This window comes from Massilia sp. IC2-278, assembly GCF_020708045.1.
Taxonomy (GTDB): domain Bacteria; phylum Pseudomonadota; class Gammaproteobacteria; order Burkholderiales; family Burkholderiaceae_D; genus Telluria.
Genome location: NZ_JAJFES010000003.1, coordinates 151,985 through 166,682, shown reverse-complemented (window position 1 = coordinate 166,682; position 14,698 = coordinate 151,985). Strand labels below are relative to the sequence as shown.

10 protein-coding genes and 1 pseudogene are annotated in these 14,698 nt (G+C 68.8%); 3 read left to right on the top strand and 8 right to left on the bottom strand.

Going from position 1 to position 14,698, the window contains the following annotated elements; translation table 11 throughout:
• Window positions 1–20: 20 nt before the first annotated feature.
• The 8 genes from LK540_RS08450 to LK540_RS08415 all read right to left on the bottom strand — a co-directional run bounded on the left by LK540_RS08450 (window position 21) and on the right by LK540_RS08415 (window position 9,907).
• On the bottom strand, window positions 21–1,271 hold the full coding sequence (locus tag LK540_RS08450; protein WP_229436741.1) for an ATP-grasp domain-containing protein: 1,251 nt from the start codon (window positions 1,269–1,271) through the stop codon (window positions 21–23).
• A complete protein-coding gene (locus tag LK540_RS08445; protein ID WP_229436740.1) occupies window positions 1,271–1,864 on the bottom strand; it encodes a hypothetical protein in 594 nt (197 codons plus the stop codon). The genes LK540_RS08450 and LK540_RS08445 overlap by 1 nt, the downstream gene beginning before the upstream one ends.
• On the bottom strand, window positions 1,861–2,940 hold the full coding sequence (locus LK540_RS08440; protein WP_229436739.1) for a polysaccharide deacetylase family protein: 1,080 nt from the start codon (window positions 2,938–2,940) through the stop codon (window positions 1,861–1,863). The genes LK540_RS08445 and LK540_RS08440 overlap by 4 nt, the downstream gene beginning before the upstream one ends.
• A gap of 112 nt (window positions 2,941–3,052) precedes the next feature.
• Entirely contained in the window at window positions 3,053–4,762 is a 1,710-nt protein-coding gene (locus LK540_RS08435; RefSeq protein ID WP_229436738.1) for a 6-pyruvoyl-tetrahydropterin synthase-related protein, read from the bottom strand.
• Window positions 4,759–5,862 carry a glycosyltransferase family 2 protein gene (locus tag LK540_RS08430; protein WP_229436737.1) on the bottom strand — a complete coding sequence of 368 codons (1,104 nt, stop codon included), beginning with the start codon at window positions 5,860–5,862 and terminating at the stop codon, window positions 4,759–4,761. The genes LK540_RS08435 and LK540_RS08430 overlap by 4 nt, the downstream gene beginning before the upstream one ends.
• A complete protein-coding gene (locus LK540_RS08425; RefSeq protein ID WP_229436736.1) occupies window positions 5,859–6,281 on the bottom strand; it encodes a GtrA family protein in 423 nt (140 codons plus the stop codon). The genes LK540_RS08430 and LK540_RS08425 overlap by 4 nt, the downstream gene beginning before the upstream one ends.
• Before the next feature lie 240 nt (window positions 6,282–6,521).
• A complete protein-coding gene (locus LK540_RS08420; protein ID WP_229436735.1) occupies window positions 6,522–8,756 on the bottom strand; it encodes an ATP-binding protein in 2,235 nt (744 codons plus the stop codon).
• Entirely contained in the window at window positions 8,753–9,907 is a 1,155-nt protein-coding gene (locus LK540_RS08415; RefSeq protein WP_229436734.1) for a pyridoxal phosphate-dependent aminotransferase, read from the bottom strand. Before LK540_RS08415 ends, LK540_RS08420 begins: the two co-directional genes overlap by 4 nt.
• Before the next feature lie 295 nt (window positions 9,908–10,202).
• On the opposite strand from LK540_RS08415, the pseudogene LK540_RS08410 reads away from it, so the two are divergent.
• From LK540_RS08410 to LK540_RS08400, 3 genes and pseudogenes are all read left to right on the top strand, one after another.
• A pseudogene (locus LK540_RS08410) lies at window positions 10,203–12,611 on the top strand (bifunctional salicylyl-CoA 5-hydroxylase/oxidoreductase).
• A gap of 14 nt (window positions 12,612–12,625) precedes the next feature.
• Window positions 12,626–13,480, top strand: a complete 855-nt coding sequence (locus tag LK540_RS08405) for an enoyl-CoA hydratase family protein (RefSeq protein ID WP_229436733.1) — start codon at window positions 12,626–12,628, stop codon at window positions 13,478–13,480.
• Between the two features lie 37 nt (window positions 13,481–13,517).
• Entirely contained in the window at window positions 13,518–14,696 is a 1,179-nt protein-coding gene (locus LK540_RS08400) for an acyl-CoA dehydrogenase family protein (protein WP_229436732.1), read from the top strand.
• Window positions 14,697–14,698: the final 2 nt, after the last annotated feature.

Sequence of the window (14,698 nt, the reverse complement as noted above, 5' to 3'; positions counted from 1 at the left end):
GGCTACATCGCGGGCCTTGTTTACTTGCGCCCGCGCCTGAATGCCTTGCCCAGCATGTTGCGCACGTCGTTGACGAAGGGTTTCGGGTCCTGCGCCTCGAACACGTAGTAGCGGCTCGACGGTCGCACGAAATCCAGGCAGTAGCCGGCCAGTTCGGGCAGGCGCCGGAAGCGGATGGTCTTGTCCTTGATCTTGCTTTGGCCGAACAGGATGCGCAGCAGGCGCTTGGTCTCCGGGACCATGAAGCGGCAGCGCACGCCGCTGCGGTAGGGCGTGTTGACGACGTTCTCGCCGAGGCCGAACAGGCGGTAGCTCAGGAAAGGGAAGTTGGCGCCGGCGTGATAAGCCAGCGGCAGGCTGCCCCAGAAACGCCCGTTCACTTCCATCAGCGCCGCCTCGTCGCGCACCGGGTCGTAGCGGTACTCGACCATGGCGATGCCTTCCCAGGCCAGCTCGCGCAGCAGGGCGATCGATTTTTCCATCAGGGCCGCGTGCTGCTCGCGCGCCACCGATTCGCACTGGCTGGAAAAGCCGCCTTCGGGCGGCCACTCGTGCAGGCGGCGGTGCTGGAAGGTGTAGTGGGCCTGGCCGTCTTTCATCAGCACGAACTGGCCCAGGCCGTAGCCGGCGCAGTATTCCTGGATCAGCGGCCAGATGCCGGCCGGCTCAAAGCGCGCCATGTAGGCGCGCAGCTGCTCGGGCGTGTCGCAGTAGTGGGTCTTGGCGACCGTCAGTCCATGCGGACGCAGCCTGGCGCCTACGCCGTGCGGATTGGCCCACTTCAGCACCACCGGGAAGCGCAGCACGCCGCACAGGGCGTCCAGTTCGTCCAGGCGCGTGATCTGCTCGCTGCGCGGGGCGCGCACGCCCACGCGCGCTGCGGCTTCATAGGTGCGGTCCTTGTTCAACACGCTGTCCAGGCGCGCCTGGTCGGCGAACATGATCTTGAAATTGCCGAGGCGCGCGCGGTGCCGGTTCAGCATCGCGATGTCGCCCTCGGACACCGCGAACAGGCAGGCCGTGCCGAGTTCCTGGCCCAGCTTCACCAGCTGGTTTACCTGCGCCTCTTCGCCGGCGTCTCGCACCAGGCCGCGGCGCAGCCAGCGCGAGGACAGGCCCAGGCCTTCGTTGTTGCGGGCCACGCCGTACACGGGCACGCCGTGGCGGCCGAGGTCGCGCACGATGGTCAGGCCGATCGGCGTGTCGATGCCGAACACGACGGCGGGGAGGGTGGAGGTCGAAGCGGTGGCAGGTATCTGGGCGCGGTCCATCAGGCGGTCTTGTTACGGGTAGTCGGTGGTTCGATGCGGGCGTTCGGCAAATCGGCACTGAGGTTGGCGACGGCTTCGCGCACGCGCACGAAGCAGGTGTCGAAATACGGGTCGCCCAGTTTATAGGGGTCGTGCAGGTGGGGCATGGGCGGCTTGCACCACATGCCGAGCAGGGCGATCTGGACGTCGTCGCGCGGGCCCAGGCGGCGGCGCACTTCGTGGGCCTGGCGTACTTCCATCACCAGGAAGAGGTCGCCGGGTTTTACCTTGAAATCGGGCCAGGAGGTGGCGCGGTGGGCCGTCATGTCGACCCCGGCGCGTTCCGACGCGGCCAGCGCCTGCTTCGGCGAGCGGCCGCCAGTGCTGGTTGACAGGCCGAGCGAGGCGACGTTCAGGCCGTGGCGAATGGCTTCCATGTGGGCAAAGGCGCTGCGGCAGATATTTCCGTGACATACGAAGACCGCGCGTCTGACGCCCGCCGGGTCGCGTAGTGCAAAGCTGCGCAGGCGGCCGGTGGCATGTTCCAGGTGGGCGAGGGCAGCGCGGATCATGCCGCGCCAGGTGCCGTAACGGCGGTCTATCGTTTCTTTCATGTAGGACGGGTATAGGGGCCGTGCTTGCGCGAGAGCAGCCAGCGGCCGTATTTGTGATAGGCAACCTGGGCCGCCATGCGCGGCACGGTGTGCCGCAGGGCGCCCTTCAGCAGAATGTTGCCGGCGGAGGCCGAAGCAGAAGCCGAAGCCGAGGCCGATACCGAGGCCGTGGCTGGGATGGCATTCGCTGCCGTGGCCAGCCCGCAGCCGTCGAAACGGTCGCGGTTCTCGTGCAGGAAGGCGCACAGCTGGACCAAGCGGCGCTGGGTCTGGCTGTTGATGCGGGTCTGGCTGAAGGCCAGGTCGCGGTTCTGCACGTATTCGAAGGGGTGGGTCAGGATCACCACCAGCGGGATGCCGGCGGCGCGCGCCTGTTCCAGCAGGCGCCGGGTTTCGGCAAAGCTGGAGCCGGCGATGGTCAGCGACTTGATGTGCTGCTTGCTGCCCAGCGCCCAGTCGGCAAAGGTCAGCACCGGGAACTCGCGCACGCCATGGCGCTCGTGCTGGCCGCTGTACAGGCGGTACTTGGCGTCGCCGCAGTCGAAGATCGCCACCGCCACGTTCGAGGCATACGGAATCCCGGCCTTGGCCAGCGCCTGGTACAGGGCGTCGTCGTGGTGCATGTTTCCGCTGCGGAATACCTGCGGGCGCGGCAGGCCCCAGTCGGCAAAGGTGTCGATGCCTTGCTGGATCAGCGCGGCGGAGTCGTCGATGTCGCGGCTGTGGTAATTGTCCTTTGGACGGCCCTTGCTCGCCACTTCGCGCCAGTCGTCGCGCTGGAACATGGTCCAGCAGGGGTGGGAGTGCAGCTGCACCTCGTGGCCCTGGTCGTGGATGCGGCGCGCGATGGCGCGCATCGGGTCGTGCTTGAAATAATTGCGCTGCAGGGTTTCCACGAAAAACGTGGCCTGCACACCGTAGCGGCCGAAGGTGTCGAGCATGAAGCCCAGGCCCTGCGACTGGCCGCCGACCTCGCACCAGACCAGGGGCTCGGCAACTGGCGTCCGGGCGGCGTTGGAAAACGCGCCGCCGATGCTGAATTCGGTATCGATGGTGATGCAGACACGTGTGCGCATGGTATGAAAAAATGCCAAAAAAATACTGCGGATCATAGCATGGTGGTCAACTTTCCAGCCGTCACCAACCGTGCGCGGCCTCCCCGCGCCGCGCTCCTCGCTTCGTTCCCATTTATCCAGTATGCATGAGCCGCCCGGCCTTGGCTCCGGCGTCCACCGCCGCCGGCGCCGTCCGCGCACGGCGGCGTAGAACCAGGAACCACACCAGCCACGCCACGCAGGCCAAGGCGCTGGCGATGCGTCCCGCCGTTTCCGCAGGCAATCCAACCCAGCTTAGCGCCACCGTATGACGGCCGGATGACAGGTTCGCCAGCGCCAGGCCGGTTGCCGGGTCGGCCGCCAGCGGGCGCCGTTCGCCGTCCACCGTCATGGCCCAGGCCGGGTAGGCCAGCAGGGGCAGGCGCAGCGCCACCGGGCGCGGCGTGTCGATGACAAAGGCCAGCTCGTGGGTCCGGTTCAGGGTCTGGCTGCAGGCGATGCCCAGGCGCGCGCATTCCCCGTCCAGCTTGCCGCCGGCCAGGTAAGCCTTCCACTCGGGCCCGCGCACCGCCGGGATGTACTCGGGCTGGCCGAAGCGGCCCTGCATGAAGCTGGCCGCTTCGGGAATCGGTTTGCCGCCGCGCACGATGCCCAGCTGCAGCTGCAGGGTCATGGCGCACTGCGCCGCCATCAGGGCCACGGCCAGGACGCGGAGCAGCGTATTCCAGCGGCGCCAGGCGCCTTCGTTGAGCTCGATGACGAGGGCGATGTTCGCCAGCAGCAGGGCCAGGAACATGAAGCGGTAGGGGAACTGGATCTTGCGCATCGGTTCGAGCAGCGCGTACAGCGGGTAAGCCAGTTCGCTCGCCAGCAGCATCGCCGCCAGCGCCGCGACCGCGAGCTTGCGCGCCCTGGCCGAACCCGGCGTGGCGGCGCGGCGGCTGGAATACAGCACGAACAGGCACAGCACCAGGGCCAGCAGCGACAGCGGCCCCTGGATCGCGAACCAGCGGAAGCCATGCGCCAGGAACGAGAAGGTGGGCAGGGCAAAGGCGCGGCGCCAGTCGAAGTTGGCGCCGCCGGTCCAGCCGTCGGGGTTGATCAGGTGCAACTGGGTGACGGCCGGCCACACAAAAAAGGCGGCCAGCCCCAGGCCCAGCACCACGCCCGCGCTCCAGTGCAGGTGGCTGGCCAGGGTGCGGCGGTTCGGCCAGGCCAGCGCCAGGCGCGCCAGGCCGGTGCAGGCCAGGACCATCAGGGCGCTCAGCAGGTGGCTGAGGCAGACCAGGGCCAGCAGCACCGCAAGGTGCGGCGCACGCGGCTGCTCGCCGGGGCCGGTGCGGATGCTCTCGGCCACGAACAGCAGGCAGAAGGGCAGGGCCAGGGTCCAGGGATAGGCCGCCATCTGCACCGCCAGGAACAGCAGCACCGGGCAGGCCAGCACGAACAGCGTGCCCGCCAGCGCCGGGCCGGGCCGGTAGGCATGCAGGAAGCGCTGGCGCACCACGATCCCGAGCAGCAGCGACGGGACCATCGCCGCGCCGACCAGCGCCGCTTCGCTGCGCAGTCCGAGCAGCCGGAGGCCGCTAGTCACGTAATAGAACAGCGGCTGGTAATAGAAGAAGGTGGGGTCGCCCAGGCCCTCGATCGAGGCATACGCCCAGCGCGGCAGCAGCCAGCCTTCGCGCAGCGCGGCCAGGAACTGCTCGGCCCAGCGCAGGTGGACCAGCATGTCGACCTGGTAGGGCAGGCGCAGCGTCGCCAGCGCGTACAGCCAGAGCAGCAGGGACATGGCGACAATGGCCAGCAGGCCCGGCCAGGATGGGCGGCGCGCCAGGGTCATGGATGCACCCGGGGCTGGGCCTCGGGCCGCGGGCCGGGCTGGGGAGCGGAACGCAGCTCGGGCTGATGTTTGGCGAGCGAGTCGGCTTCGGTCTGCATTTCCGAGCCGAGCAGGCGGTTCACCAGGTACAGGGGACGTTGCTTGACCTCGTTGAAGATGCGGCCCACGTACTCGCCCAGCAGGCCCACCGAAATCAGCTGCACGCCGCCGAGGAAGAGCACCACCGCCATCAGCGAGGGGTAGCCGCGCACCGGGTCGCCGAACACCAGCGCCTTCCAGATCACGAAGGCGGCGAACAGCAGGGCCAGCACGGCCACCGACAGGCCGAGGTAGGTGGCCACCTTCAGCGGCGCCACCGTGAACGAGGTAATGCCCTCGAGGGCGAAGTTCCACAGCTTCCAGTAGCTCCAGGTGGTGGTGCCGGCCACGCGCGCTTCGCGCCGGTAGTGCAGCGGGCGCGACGGAAAACCGACCCAGGCGAACAGGCCCTTCATGAAGCGGTGCTCCTCGCGCAGCTTGCCGACGGCCTCGACGGCGCGGCGCGTCATCAGGCGGAAGTCGCCGGTGTCGGTCGGGATCTGCACCCGGCTGACCGACTTGATGAAGCGGTAGAAGTACTTGGCGGTGAGCTGCTTGAACCAGGTTTCGCCGTCGCGTTTGGTGCGCACGCCGTAGACGACGTCGTAGCCTTCGCGCCAGCCCTCGAGCATGGCCGGGATCAGCTCCGGCGGGTCCTGCAGGTCGGCGTCGAGGATCACCACGACCTCGCCGCGGGTGTGGTCGAGGCCGGCGCTGAGGGCGATCTCCTTGCCGAAGTTGCGCGACAGATCGACCACGGCGACGTGCGGGTCGCGCTCGCGCAGGGCGTGCATCAGGGCCAGGGTGTGGTCGCGGCTGCCGTCGTTGACGAGCACGATCTCGTAGTCGCAGCCGAGCTTTACCAGCACCTCGCTGACGCGGCGGTGGAATTCACCCAGCACTTCCTGCTCGTTATAGGCCGGCGCCACCACCGAGATGCTGGGCAGGTGCGCGGCGGGGCGCGGATTCAGGGCGGGGTTCGGTGCGGAATTGGGCGCCGCGGACTGGGCGAGCGTATTCATCGTTGGCTTGGAAATATCCATTTTTTGCTTATCACGTAATTCAGGACCAGGACCAGCAGCGTCGCGCAGACCTGCGCCGCCATGAAATGCAGGCCGATCCGCGCCAGGGCGCCGACGATCAGGCCATTGAGCAGCGCACCGAACAGGGCCATCGCGGCAAAGCGCGGCAGGGCCTCGGCATGGCGGCGTTCGCTGCGGAAGATGAGGCTCCGGTTCAGCCAGTAGTTGACGACGGCGCCGACCAGGGCGCCGCAGGCGGCCGCAGGACCGGGGGCGACGCCGGCGCCGGCGCTCAGGGCCAGCAGGACCAGGTAGTGGCAGGCGGTGCCCAGCGCGCCGGCGGCGGCAAAGCGCAGGAACTGGTGGTTCAACTGGCGCAGCAGGGAAGGCATACGTGGGCGGGCATGGTTTTCGATCATGGAACATGGCCCGGCTAAGCGGGAAAGCAATGTCAGGTGTAATGACGCATGCTAGCACCCGTCATGCATAAGTTTTGATTTCTTGACTACTTGTTGTTCAAATTATACAAGAGTCAATACAGGAAGTTGATTTTGTGAAATTCAATCGTGCTGCGGTGCGGGATAGGATTAATACGAGGGCAAGAAAAAGCCCGGCGCAGCGTTCGCTGGGCCGGGCTCGTGGTGAGTTGATGCGGTGCGCTAGCGTGGGTGCTGCTGCGCCGCCACCTCCGCCAGCCGGTCGGACAACTCCACCGTGTTCACCGGCTTGACCATGTAGTGGTCGAAGCCGGCCGCCATTGCCGCCTCGCGGTCCTGCTGGCGGCCATAGCCAGTCATGGCGATCAGGGTGGCTCCGGTCGACTGCGGCATGCGGCGCAGGCGGCGCGCCAGTTCGTTGCCGTCGAAGTCGGGCAGGCCGATGTCGAGCAGGCAGACGTCGGGCTCGAACACGCGCGCCACGTCCACCGCGTCGGCGCCGCAATAGGCCACTTCCACCGTGTGCCCGCCGGCGCCCAGGAACAGCTGCAGGGTGTGGGCGGCGTCGAGGTTGTCGTCGACCAGCAGCACCTTCAGGGGCGTGGCGGCGGTGGCCTGGCCGCGGCTCTGGGCGATCGACACCGGCAGGTCCTGGGTGTGGCGCGGCAGGCGCACCGTGAAGCTGCTGCCCTTGCCCAGGCCCGCGCTTTCGGCGTGCACGCTGCCGCCGTGCAGCTCGACCAGGCTCTTGGCCAGCGCCAGGCCCAGGCCCAGGCCACCCTGCGAGCGGTCCGGGGTGCGCTCGGCCTGGCTGAACAGATCGAACACGCGCGCCACCAGCGCCGGCTCCATGCCGATGCCGTCGTCGCTGACGGTCAGCACGTAGTCGCCGTCGTCCTGGCGCAGGCGCAGTTCGATGCGGCCGCCTTCGGGCGTGTACTTGTTGGCGTTGTTCAGCAGGTTGGCCACCACCTGCACCAGGCGCTTGTGGTCGCCCTTGACGGTGGCGGCGTCCAGCGGCTGGTCGAGCACCACCGTGTGGCGGCGCGTGGCGATCAGGGGCCGGATCTGCTCGGCCGCGTCGTCGACCACCTTGCGCAAATCGAGTACCTGGGTCGACAGCGAGACCAGGCCGCGCGTCACGCGCGACACGTCCAGCAGATCGTCGACCAGGCCGGTCATGTGCTCGACCTGGCGCGCGATGATGGCGCAGGTCTGCGTGATCTGGGCGTTATCCGAGTGCAGCAGCTTGAGCAGGTGCGCCCCGGTGCTGATCGGCGCCAGCGGGTTGCGCAGTTCGTGCGCCAGCATCGCCAGGAACTCGTCCTTGCGCTGGTCGGCGGCGCGCAGCTCGCGTTCGGCCAGCCCGCGCGCCGCTTCCTTCTTCTGCAGGATGGCGGCCATGCCGTCCAGGGCCTCGGCCAGCTGGCCGATCTCTTCGCGCTCGTAGGCGATGCCCGAGCGTGCATCGAGATCGCCGGCGGCGATGCGGGTGGCGGTGTCCTTCAGTTTGCGCACGCGCTGCACGATCAGCACGTCGCCGGCCAGCCAGGCGGCCAGCAGGGCCAGCATGGTGGTGGCGGCCAGGCCGACCAGCGACATCAGCTGGGCGCGGCGCGCGCCGGCGGTGACGATCTCGGTCGGGATTCCGATCGTCACCGTGTAGTCGGACAGGGTCGGGGCGCCGACGCGGGCAAAGGTGTGCAGGCGCTCGACGCCGTCTTCGTCCTGGATCACCACGGCGCGGCGGCCGGCGCCCTGCATCGCCTCGCGCAGGCGGGCCGGCACGCGCGAGCCGAACCAGCGTTCCGGGTCGGGGCGGCGCGAGATGATGGTGCCGTTGGCGTCGGCCGTCACCAGCACCGAGCCGGGCGGCAGGTTGATGTCGTTCACGAAGGTGTCGAGGCCGGCCAGGTCCATGGCCGCGAACACCACCGCCACCACGGTGCCGGAACGGTCGATGACGGGATAGGTGAGGTTGATCGTGTGGCGCCGGATCACGCGTCCGAACACGTAGTCGCCGGCGATGAAGCGGCGTTCCGCGATGGCGCGCTTGAAGTGGCTGCGGTCGCCCAGGTTCACCGGGTGCAGCATCGGCACCGCGCTGCAGCTGACGTCGCCGTTCAGCTGGATCAGGCCGAAGTTCACGTAGCCTTCGTTGCGGTCGAGGACATCGGCCAGCAGGGCGTTGCAGCCGGCCGTGGGGCCGAGCAGATCGGGCACGCTGGCCAGGTCGACCAGGATCTGGCGCGCGCGCTCGACCGACTGCGCTTCGTTGGCCGCGGCCAGGTTGGTCAGGCGGCGCAGGTTTTCCTCGGAGGCCTGGACCGCCTGCTCGCGCTCGCGCATGCCGCCGACCACGGTCATCACCGCCAGCGGCAGGATCGCCAGCGCGACCAGCAGCATCAGCCGGCTGCGCAGGCTGCTCAGCTTCAGGAAGGGGGCGGACGGCTTCATTGGAGCGCGGCCCGCCGGTCGCCAAAGGCGATCACGCGGCGCACGCCTTCGCGCAGCGTGGCGACGTCGTCCGAGATGTAGCCGATCCGGATGAAGCCCCGCACGCCCAGGGCGTCGCCGGGCATGACCGCGACCTTTTCTTCCTCGATCAGGGCTTCGGCAAAGGCCACCGTGTCGTGGGTGAGGGCGCGCACGTCGCCCCACAGGTAGGGGCCGGAGTCCGGGCTGTGCATGACGATCCAGGGCACGTCGGCGAAGCGCCGCACCACCATGTCGCGCCGCTCGCGGTAGTCGTCGAGCATGTGGCGCTGCACGCCGGCATTAAAGGCGGCAGCCGTCGCCACCTGGCTCAGGTGGCTCGCGGCGGCGGTGATCGGCCCCTGCAGGGTCTGCATCGCGGCCACCAGCGGCGCCGGCGCCAGGGCGAAGCCCACGCGCCAGCCCATCATGGCATAGCTTTGCGAGGCCGAGAAAATGGTGACCACGCCGAGCGCGCGCCAGTCGCACAGCGAAGCGAAGCTGGTGTGCGCGGGGCCGAACGAGAGGTGCTCGTAGCTTTCGTCGACGATCACCTGGGCGCCGGTGGCCTGCACCCAGTCGCGGATGGCTTCGAGTTCGGCGCGGCTGTAGACCTTGCCGGTCGGGTTGTGCGGATTGTTGATGATGACGATGCGCGCCGGCTCGCAGGCGGCCAGGAAGGCCGGGGTCACTTCCTCGGGCAAATCGGCCAGCACCGGGCGCAGGCCGAGCAGCTGGCAGGTGGCGACATAGGCCGGCCAGTGCGGCTTGAAGATCAGGACGCTGTCGCCGGGGTCGCTCATCGCATACAAGGCTTCGTACAGGGCCTGCTTGGCGCCGTTGGTGACGATGACTTCGGCGGCGCCGGCGTCGATGCCGTTTTCACGCGCCAGCTTATCGCACAGGCGCTCGCGCACGTCGAAGGCGCCGACCACGCTGGTGTAGGGCATGGTGCGCACGTTCTCGACGGCTGCGCCGACGGCGTCGAGCACGGCGGCCGGCGCCGGGAAGTGCGAGATGGCGATCGAGAAATCGATGACTTCCTCGCCTGCGTGGCGCATGCTTTCGACGCGACCGTGCATGGCGGTGGTGGCCAATGGACGGGAGTGGGCAATCCTTTGTGAGATTTTCATCGTTCTTATAAAAGGAAAAGGCGATTCCAAATGTGTCTCAGTGTGTCGGCCGGCACAACATTTCCTGATTGTACTAAATTCCAGGTCAGTAGAGGCGCTCAATCGAAGCGCAGGCTCCCGTTTGTAGAGGATGTGAAAAAAACGTCAGGGCAAGGGCCGAGTCGAAGACAGTACGGGCATACGGCGAGACGAGGCAACGCAGCCATGGCGATTTTTTCACGTCCTCTGTGGAATTATTTGACATCTAAACTATATGCTCATCTAATATGCTGCAGGATCGATAACCGGAGCTGCAATGAAGATCGTGTGCGTGGGAGGTGGACCGGCCGGCCTGTACGCCGCGCTGCTGCTCAAGCAGGACGATCCGGCGCACGAGGTGACCGTGGTCGAGCGCAACGGCCGCGCGGACAGCTTCGGCTGAGGCGTGGTGTTCTCGGACCAGACCCTGGGCAAGCTGCAGGCCGCCGATGCCGCCAGCGCCGCCGCCATCCTCGGCGCCTTCAACCACTGGGACGACATCGCCATCCATTTCAAGGGCCGCACCGTGACGTCCGGCGGCCATGGCTTCTGCGGCATCGCCCGCCGGCGCCTGCTGGCCATCCTGCAGGCGCGCTGCGAAGAAGTAGGTGTGCGCCTGCTGTTCGACACGCCGGTGGACGACGAGCTGGCCCTGGCGCGCCGCCTCGATGCCGACCTGCTGCTCGCCGGCGACGGCATCCACAGCCGCATCCGCACGCGCCATGCGGCCACCTTCCAGCCGCAGATCGACCAGCGCCATTGCCGCTACGTCTGGCTCGGCACCACCAAGCGTTTCGATGCGTTTACCTTCGCGTTCGAGCATACCGAAGAAGGTTGGTTCCAGGCGCACGCCTATCGCTACGACGACACGACCTCGACCTTCATCGTCGAGACCCCGGAAAGCGTGTGGCGCGCCGCCGGCCTGGAAGGCCTGGACACCGCACAGACGCTGGCCTTCTGCGAGCGCCTGTTCGCGCGCCACCTGGACGGGCACCCGCTGCTGGCCGCCGCCGGCCACGACCGTCTCGATAGCCGCGGCGCGGCCATGTGGGCGCGCTTTCCGCGCCTGGTGTGCCGCGAGTGGGTGCACTGGGAAGATCTCGATGGGCGCCGCCTGCCGGTCGTGTTGCTGGGCGACGCCGCCCACAGCGCCCACTTCTCGATCGGCTCGGGCACCAAGCTGGCGCTGGAAGACGCGATCGAACTGGCCGTGCGCTGCCGCGGCCGTACGGCGGCCGAGCTGCCCGCCGTGCTCGACGGCTACCGCGCCGCGCGTGCGGTCGAGGTGCTCAAGCTGCAGAGCGCGGCGCGCAATTCGATGGAATGGTTCGAGAACGTGGCGCGCTACAGCGCCATGGAAGCCGAGCAGTTCGCTTATTCGCTGCTCACGCGCAGCCAACGCCTGTCGCACGAAAACCTGCGCCTGCGCGACCCGGCCTACGTGGCCGGCTTCGAGCGCTGGCTGGCGCGGCGCGCCTGCGAGCAGGCCGGGCAGCCGCCGCGATGCGACACTTTCCATCATGCGCCCGACGACGAGGAAGCCGCACCGCCGCCGATGTTCACGCCCTACCGGGTGCGCGGCGTGGTGCTGAAGAACCGCATCGTGGTCTCGCCCATGGCCCAGTATTCGGCCGTGGATGGCCAGGTGGGCGACTACCACCTGGTGCACCTGGGCGCGCGCGCCCTCGGCGGCGCGGCGCTGGTGATGGCCGAGATGACCTGCGTGTCAAGCGACGCCCGCATCACGCCGGGCTGCCCGGGTTTGTACGCGCCAAAGCACACGGCGGCCTGGCGCCGCATCGTCGACTTCGTGCACCAGAACTCGGATGCGAAGATCGGCGTGCAGCTCGGCCACGCCGGCGCCAAGGGCTCGACCCGGCCGGCCTGGGAAGGCATCGACCAGCCGCTCGTCACGGGCAACTGGCCGCTGGTGGCGGCGTCGAGCCAGCAGTACATCGCGGGCGTGTCGCAATGGGCGCTTGAAGCCAGCCGGGCCGACATGCTGCGCATCCGCGCCGACTTCGTGCGCGCGGCGCTGGCGGCGCGCGAGGCCGGCTTCGACTGGCTGGAACTGCACTGCGCGCATGGCTACCTGCTATCGAGCTTCATTTCGCCGCTGACCAACCGCCGCGGCGACGGCTATGGCGGCAGCCTGGACAACCGCTGCCGCTTCCCGCTGGAGGTGTTCGCCGCCGTGCGCGCCGTCTGGCCGCAGGACTTGCCGATCAGCGTGCGCATCTCGGCCCACGACTGGGTCGAAGGCGGCATCACGCCCGACGACGCGGTGGCGGTCGCGCGCCTGTTCCGCGCTGCCGGGGCCGACATGATCGACTGTTCCTCGGGCCAGGTCAGCCGCATCGAGGAAGTGCAGTACGGGCGCATGTTCCAGACCCCGTTCGCCGACCGCATCCGCAACGAGGCGGGCATCCCGACGATTGCCGTGGGATCGATCTACGAGGCCGACCACGCCAACGGCATCATCGCCTCGGGCCGCGCCGATCTCTGCGCGGTGGCGCGCCCGCACCTGGCCAATCCGGCCTGGACCCTGACCGAGGCGGCGCGCATCGGCTATACCGGCGCCGCCTGGCCGAAGCAGTACCGCGCCGGCAAGCTGCAGCTCGAACGCAATCTCGAGCGCGAGCGCCAGCAGGCCGCCGTGCCGCCGGCGCGGCCTTCCGACACCTGAATGAGGAGCACACCATGCGTTACCTGAGGGGCGAGCCGCACGCGCTGCCCGGCCACCGCGGCAGCCTGGCCGGCTACCCGGCCCAGCATTTCCAGTTCGAGGTGGAAGAGGGCGTGGCCACGCTCACCCTCGACCGGCCCGAGCGCAAGAACCCGCTCACCTTCGATTCCTATGCCGAGCTGCGCGCACTGTTTCGCGCGCTGGCGCTGGCCGACGACGTGCGCGCCGTGGTGCTGGCCGGCAGCGGCGGCAATTTCTGTTCGGGCGGCGACGTGCATGAGATCATCGGCCCGCTCACCGAACTCGACATGCCCGGCCTGCTGGCCTTTACCCGCATGACCGGCGACGTGGTCAAGGCGATGCGCGCCTGCCCGCAGCCGATCGTCGCCGCCATCGACGGCGTCTGCGCCGGCGCCGGCGCCATGCTGGCCCTGGGCTCGGACATCCGCTACGGCACCGCGCGCAGCAAGACCGCTTTTCTCTTCGCCCGGGTCGGCCTGGCCGGCTGCGACATGGGCGCCTGCGCGCTGCTGCCGCGCGTGATCGGGCAGGGACGGGCCGCCGAATTGCTCTACACCGGGCGCACTCTACGTGGCGAGGAGGCCGAGCGCTGGGGCTTTTTGAACCGCCTGGTCGAGCCGGACGAATTGCTGGCCGAGGCCCGGGCCTTTGCCGCCGGGCTGGCGTCCGGCCCCACCTTCGCCCATGCGATGACCAAAAAGATGCTGCAGCAGGAATGGAACATGGGCGTGGACGAAGCCATTGAGGCCGAGGCCCAGTCGCAGGCGATCTGCATGGCGACCAACGATTTCCACCGCGCCTACCACGCCTTCGTGGCGCGCGAGACGCCGCGCTTTGAAGGTGACTGAGGCGACTGAGGCGACCGAGGCGACTGAAGGAGACTGAATGAGCGACACGAGCTATCTCGACTGGCCCTTTTTCGAGCCGCGCCACGCCGCGCTGGCGCGCGAGCTCGATGCCTGGGCGAGCGAACACCTGTCGATGGCGCATGGCCACGACGTCGACGCCGCCTGCCGCGCGCTGGTGGCCGAACTCGGCGAAGCCGGCTGGCTGCGCCATGCAGTCGGCGGGCGCGGCTACGGCGGGGCGCAGGACGCCATCGACACGCGCAGCATCTGCCTGGTCCGCGAAACCCTGGCGCGCCATGCCGGCCTGGCCGACTTCGCCTTTGCCATGCAGGGCCTGGGCAGCGGCGCGATCGCCCTGTTCGGCAGCGAGGAGCAAAAGGCGCGCTACCTGCCGCGCGTGGCCTCCGGTTCCGCGATTGCGGCGTTTGCCTTGTCGGAGCCGGATGCCGGTTCGGACGTGGCCGCCATGGCCTGCGCCGCGCGGCGCGATGGCGACGGCTACGTGCTGGACGGCGAAAAGACCTGGATCTCGAACGGCGGCATTGCCGATTTCTACGTCGTGTTCGCGCGCACGGGCGAAGCCGAGGGCGCGCGCGGCATCTCGGCCTTCGTCGTCGACGCCGATGCGCCGGGCTTCACGGTTGCCGAACGCATCGAGGTGATCGCGCCGCACCCGCTGGCGCGCTTGCGCTTTCAGAGCTGCCGGATTCCCGCGGCGCGGCGCATCGGCGCGGGCGGGCAGGGCTTCAAGGTGGCGATGGCCACGCTCGACGTGTTCCGCACCTCGGTGGCCGCCGCCGCGCTCGGCTTCGCGCGGCGCGCCTTCGACGAAGCCCTGTCCCGGGCCAGGTCGCGCCGCATGTTCGGCAAGACCCTGGCCGACTTCCAGCTGACCCAGGCCAGGCTGGCCGACATGGCGACGAAGATCGACGCCGCCGCGCTGCTGACCTACCGCGCCGCCTGGGAACGCGACCGCGGGCAGCGGGTCACGAAGGCGGCGGCGATGGCCAAGCTGACCGCCACCGAGCACGCGCAAGCCGTGATCGACGCCGCCGTGCAGCTGTTCGGCGGACTCGGCGTGGTCAGCGGCCAGCCGGTGGAGATGCTGTACCGCGACATCCGCGCGCTGCGCATCTACGAAGGCGCGAGCGAAGTGCAGCAGCTGATCATCGCGCGCGAGCTGCTGGGCGAAGCCGTGGCCGGGAGCGCGCCATGAGC

Excerpts from the sequence above, each read along its gene's own strand:
- LK540_RS08450 (WP_229436741.1), bottom strand. The coding sequence starts at position 1,271 with ATGGACCGCGCCCAGATACCTGCCACCGCTTCGACCTCCACCCTCCCC.
- LK540_RS08445 (WP_229436740.1), bottom strand. The coding sequence starts at position 1,864 with ATGAAAGAAACGATAGACCGCCGTTACGGCACCTGGCGCGGCATGATC.
- LK540_RS08440 (WP_229436739.1), bottom strand. The coding sequence starts at position 2,940 with ATGCGCACACGTGTCTGCATCACCATCGATACCGAATTCAGCATCGGC.
- LK540_RS08435 (WP_229436738.1), bottom strand. The coding sequence starts at position 4,762 with ATGACCCTGGCGCGCCGCCCATCCTGGCCGGGCCTGCTGGCCATTGTC.
- LK540_RS08430 (WP_229436737.1), bottom strand. The coding sequence starts at position 5,862 with ATGAATACGCTCGCCCAGTCCGCGGCGCCCAATTCCGCACCGAACCCC.
- LK540_RS08425 (WP_229436736.1), bottom strand. The coding sequence starts at position 6,281 with ATGATCGAAAACCATGCCCGCCCACGTATGCCTTCCCTGCTGCGCCAG.
- LK540_RS08420 (WP_229436735.1), bottom strand. The coding sequence starts at position 8,756 with ATGAAGCCGTCCGCCCCCTTCCTGAAGCTGAGCAGCCTGCGCAGCCGG.
- LK540_RS08415 (WP_229436734.1), bottom strand. The coding sequence starts at position 9,907 with ATGAAAATCTCACAAAGGATTGCCCACTCCCGTCCATTGGCCACCACC.
- LK540_RS08405 (WP_229436733.1), top strand. The coding sequence starts at position 12,626 with ATGCGTTACCTGAGGGGCGAGCCGCACGCGCTGCCCGGCCACCGCGGC.
- LK540_RS08400 (WP_229436732.1), top strand. The coding sequence starts at position 13,518 with ATGAGCGACACGAGCTATCTCGACTGGCCCTTTTTCGAGCCGCGCCAC.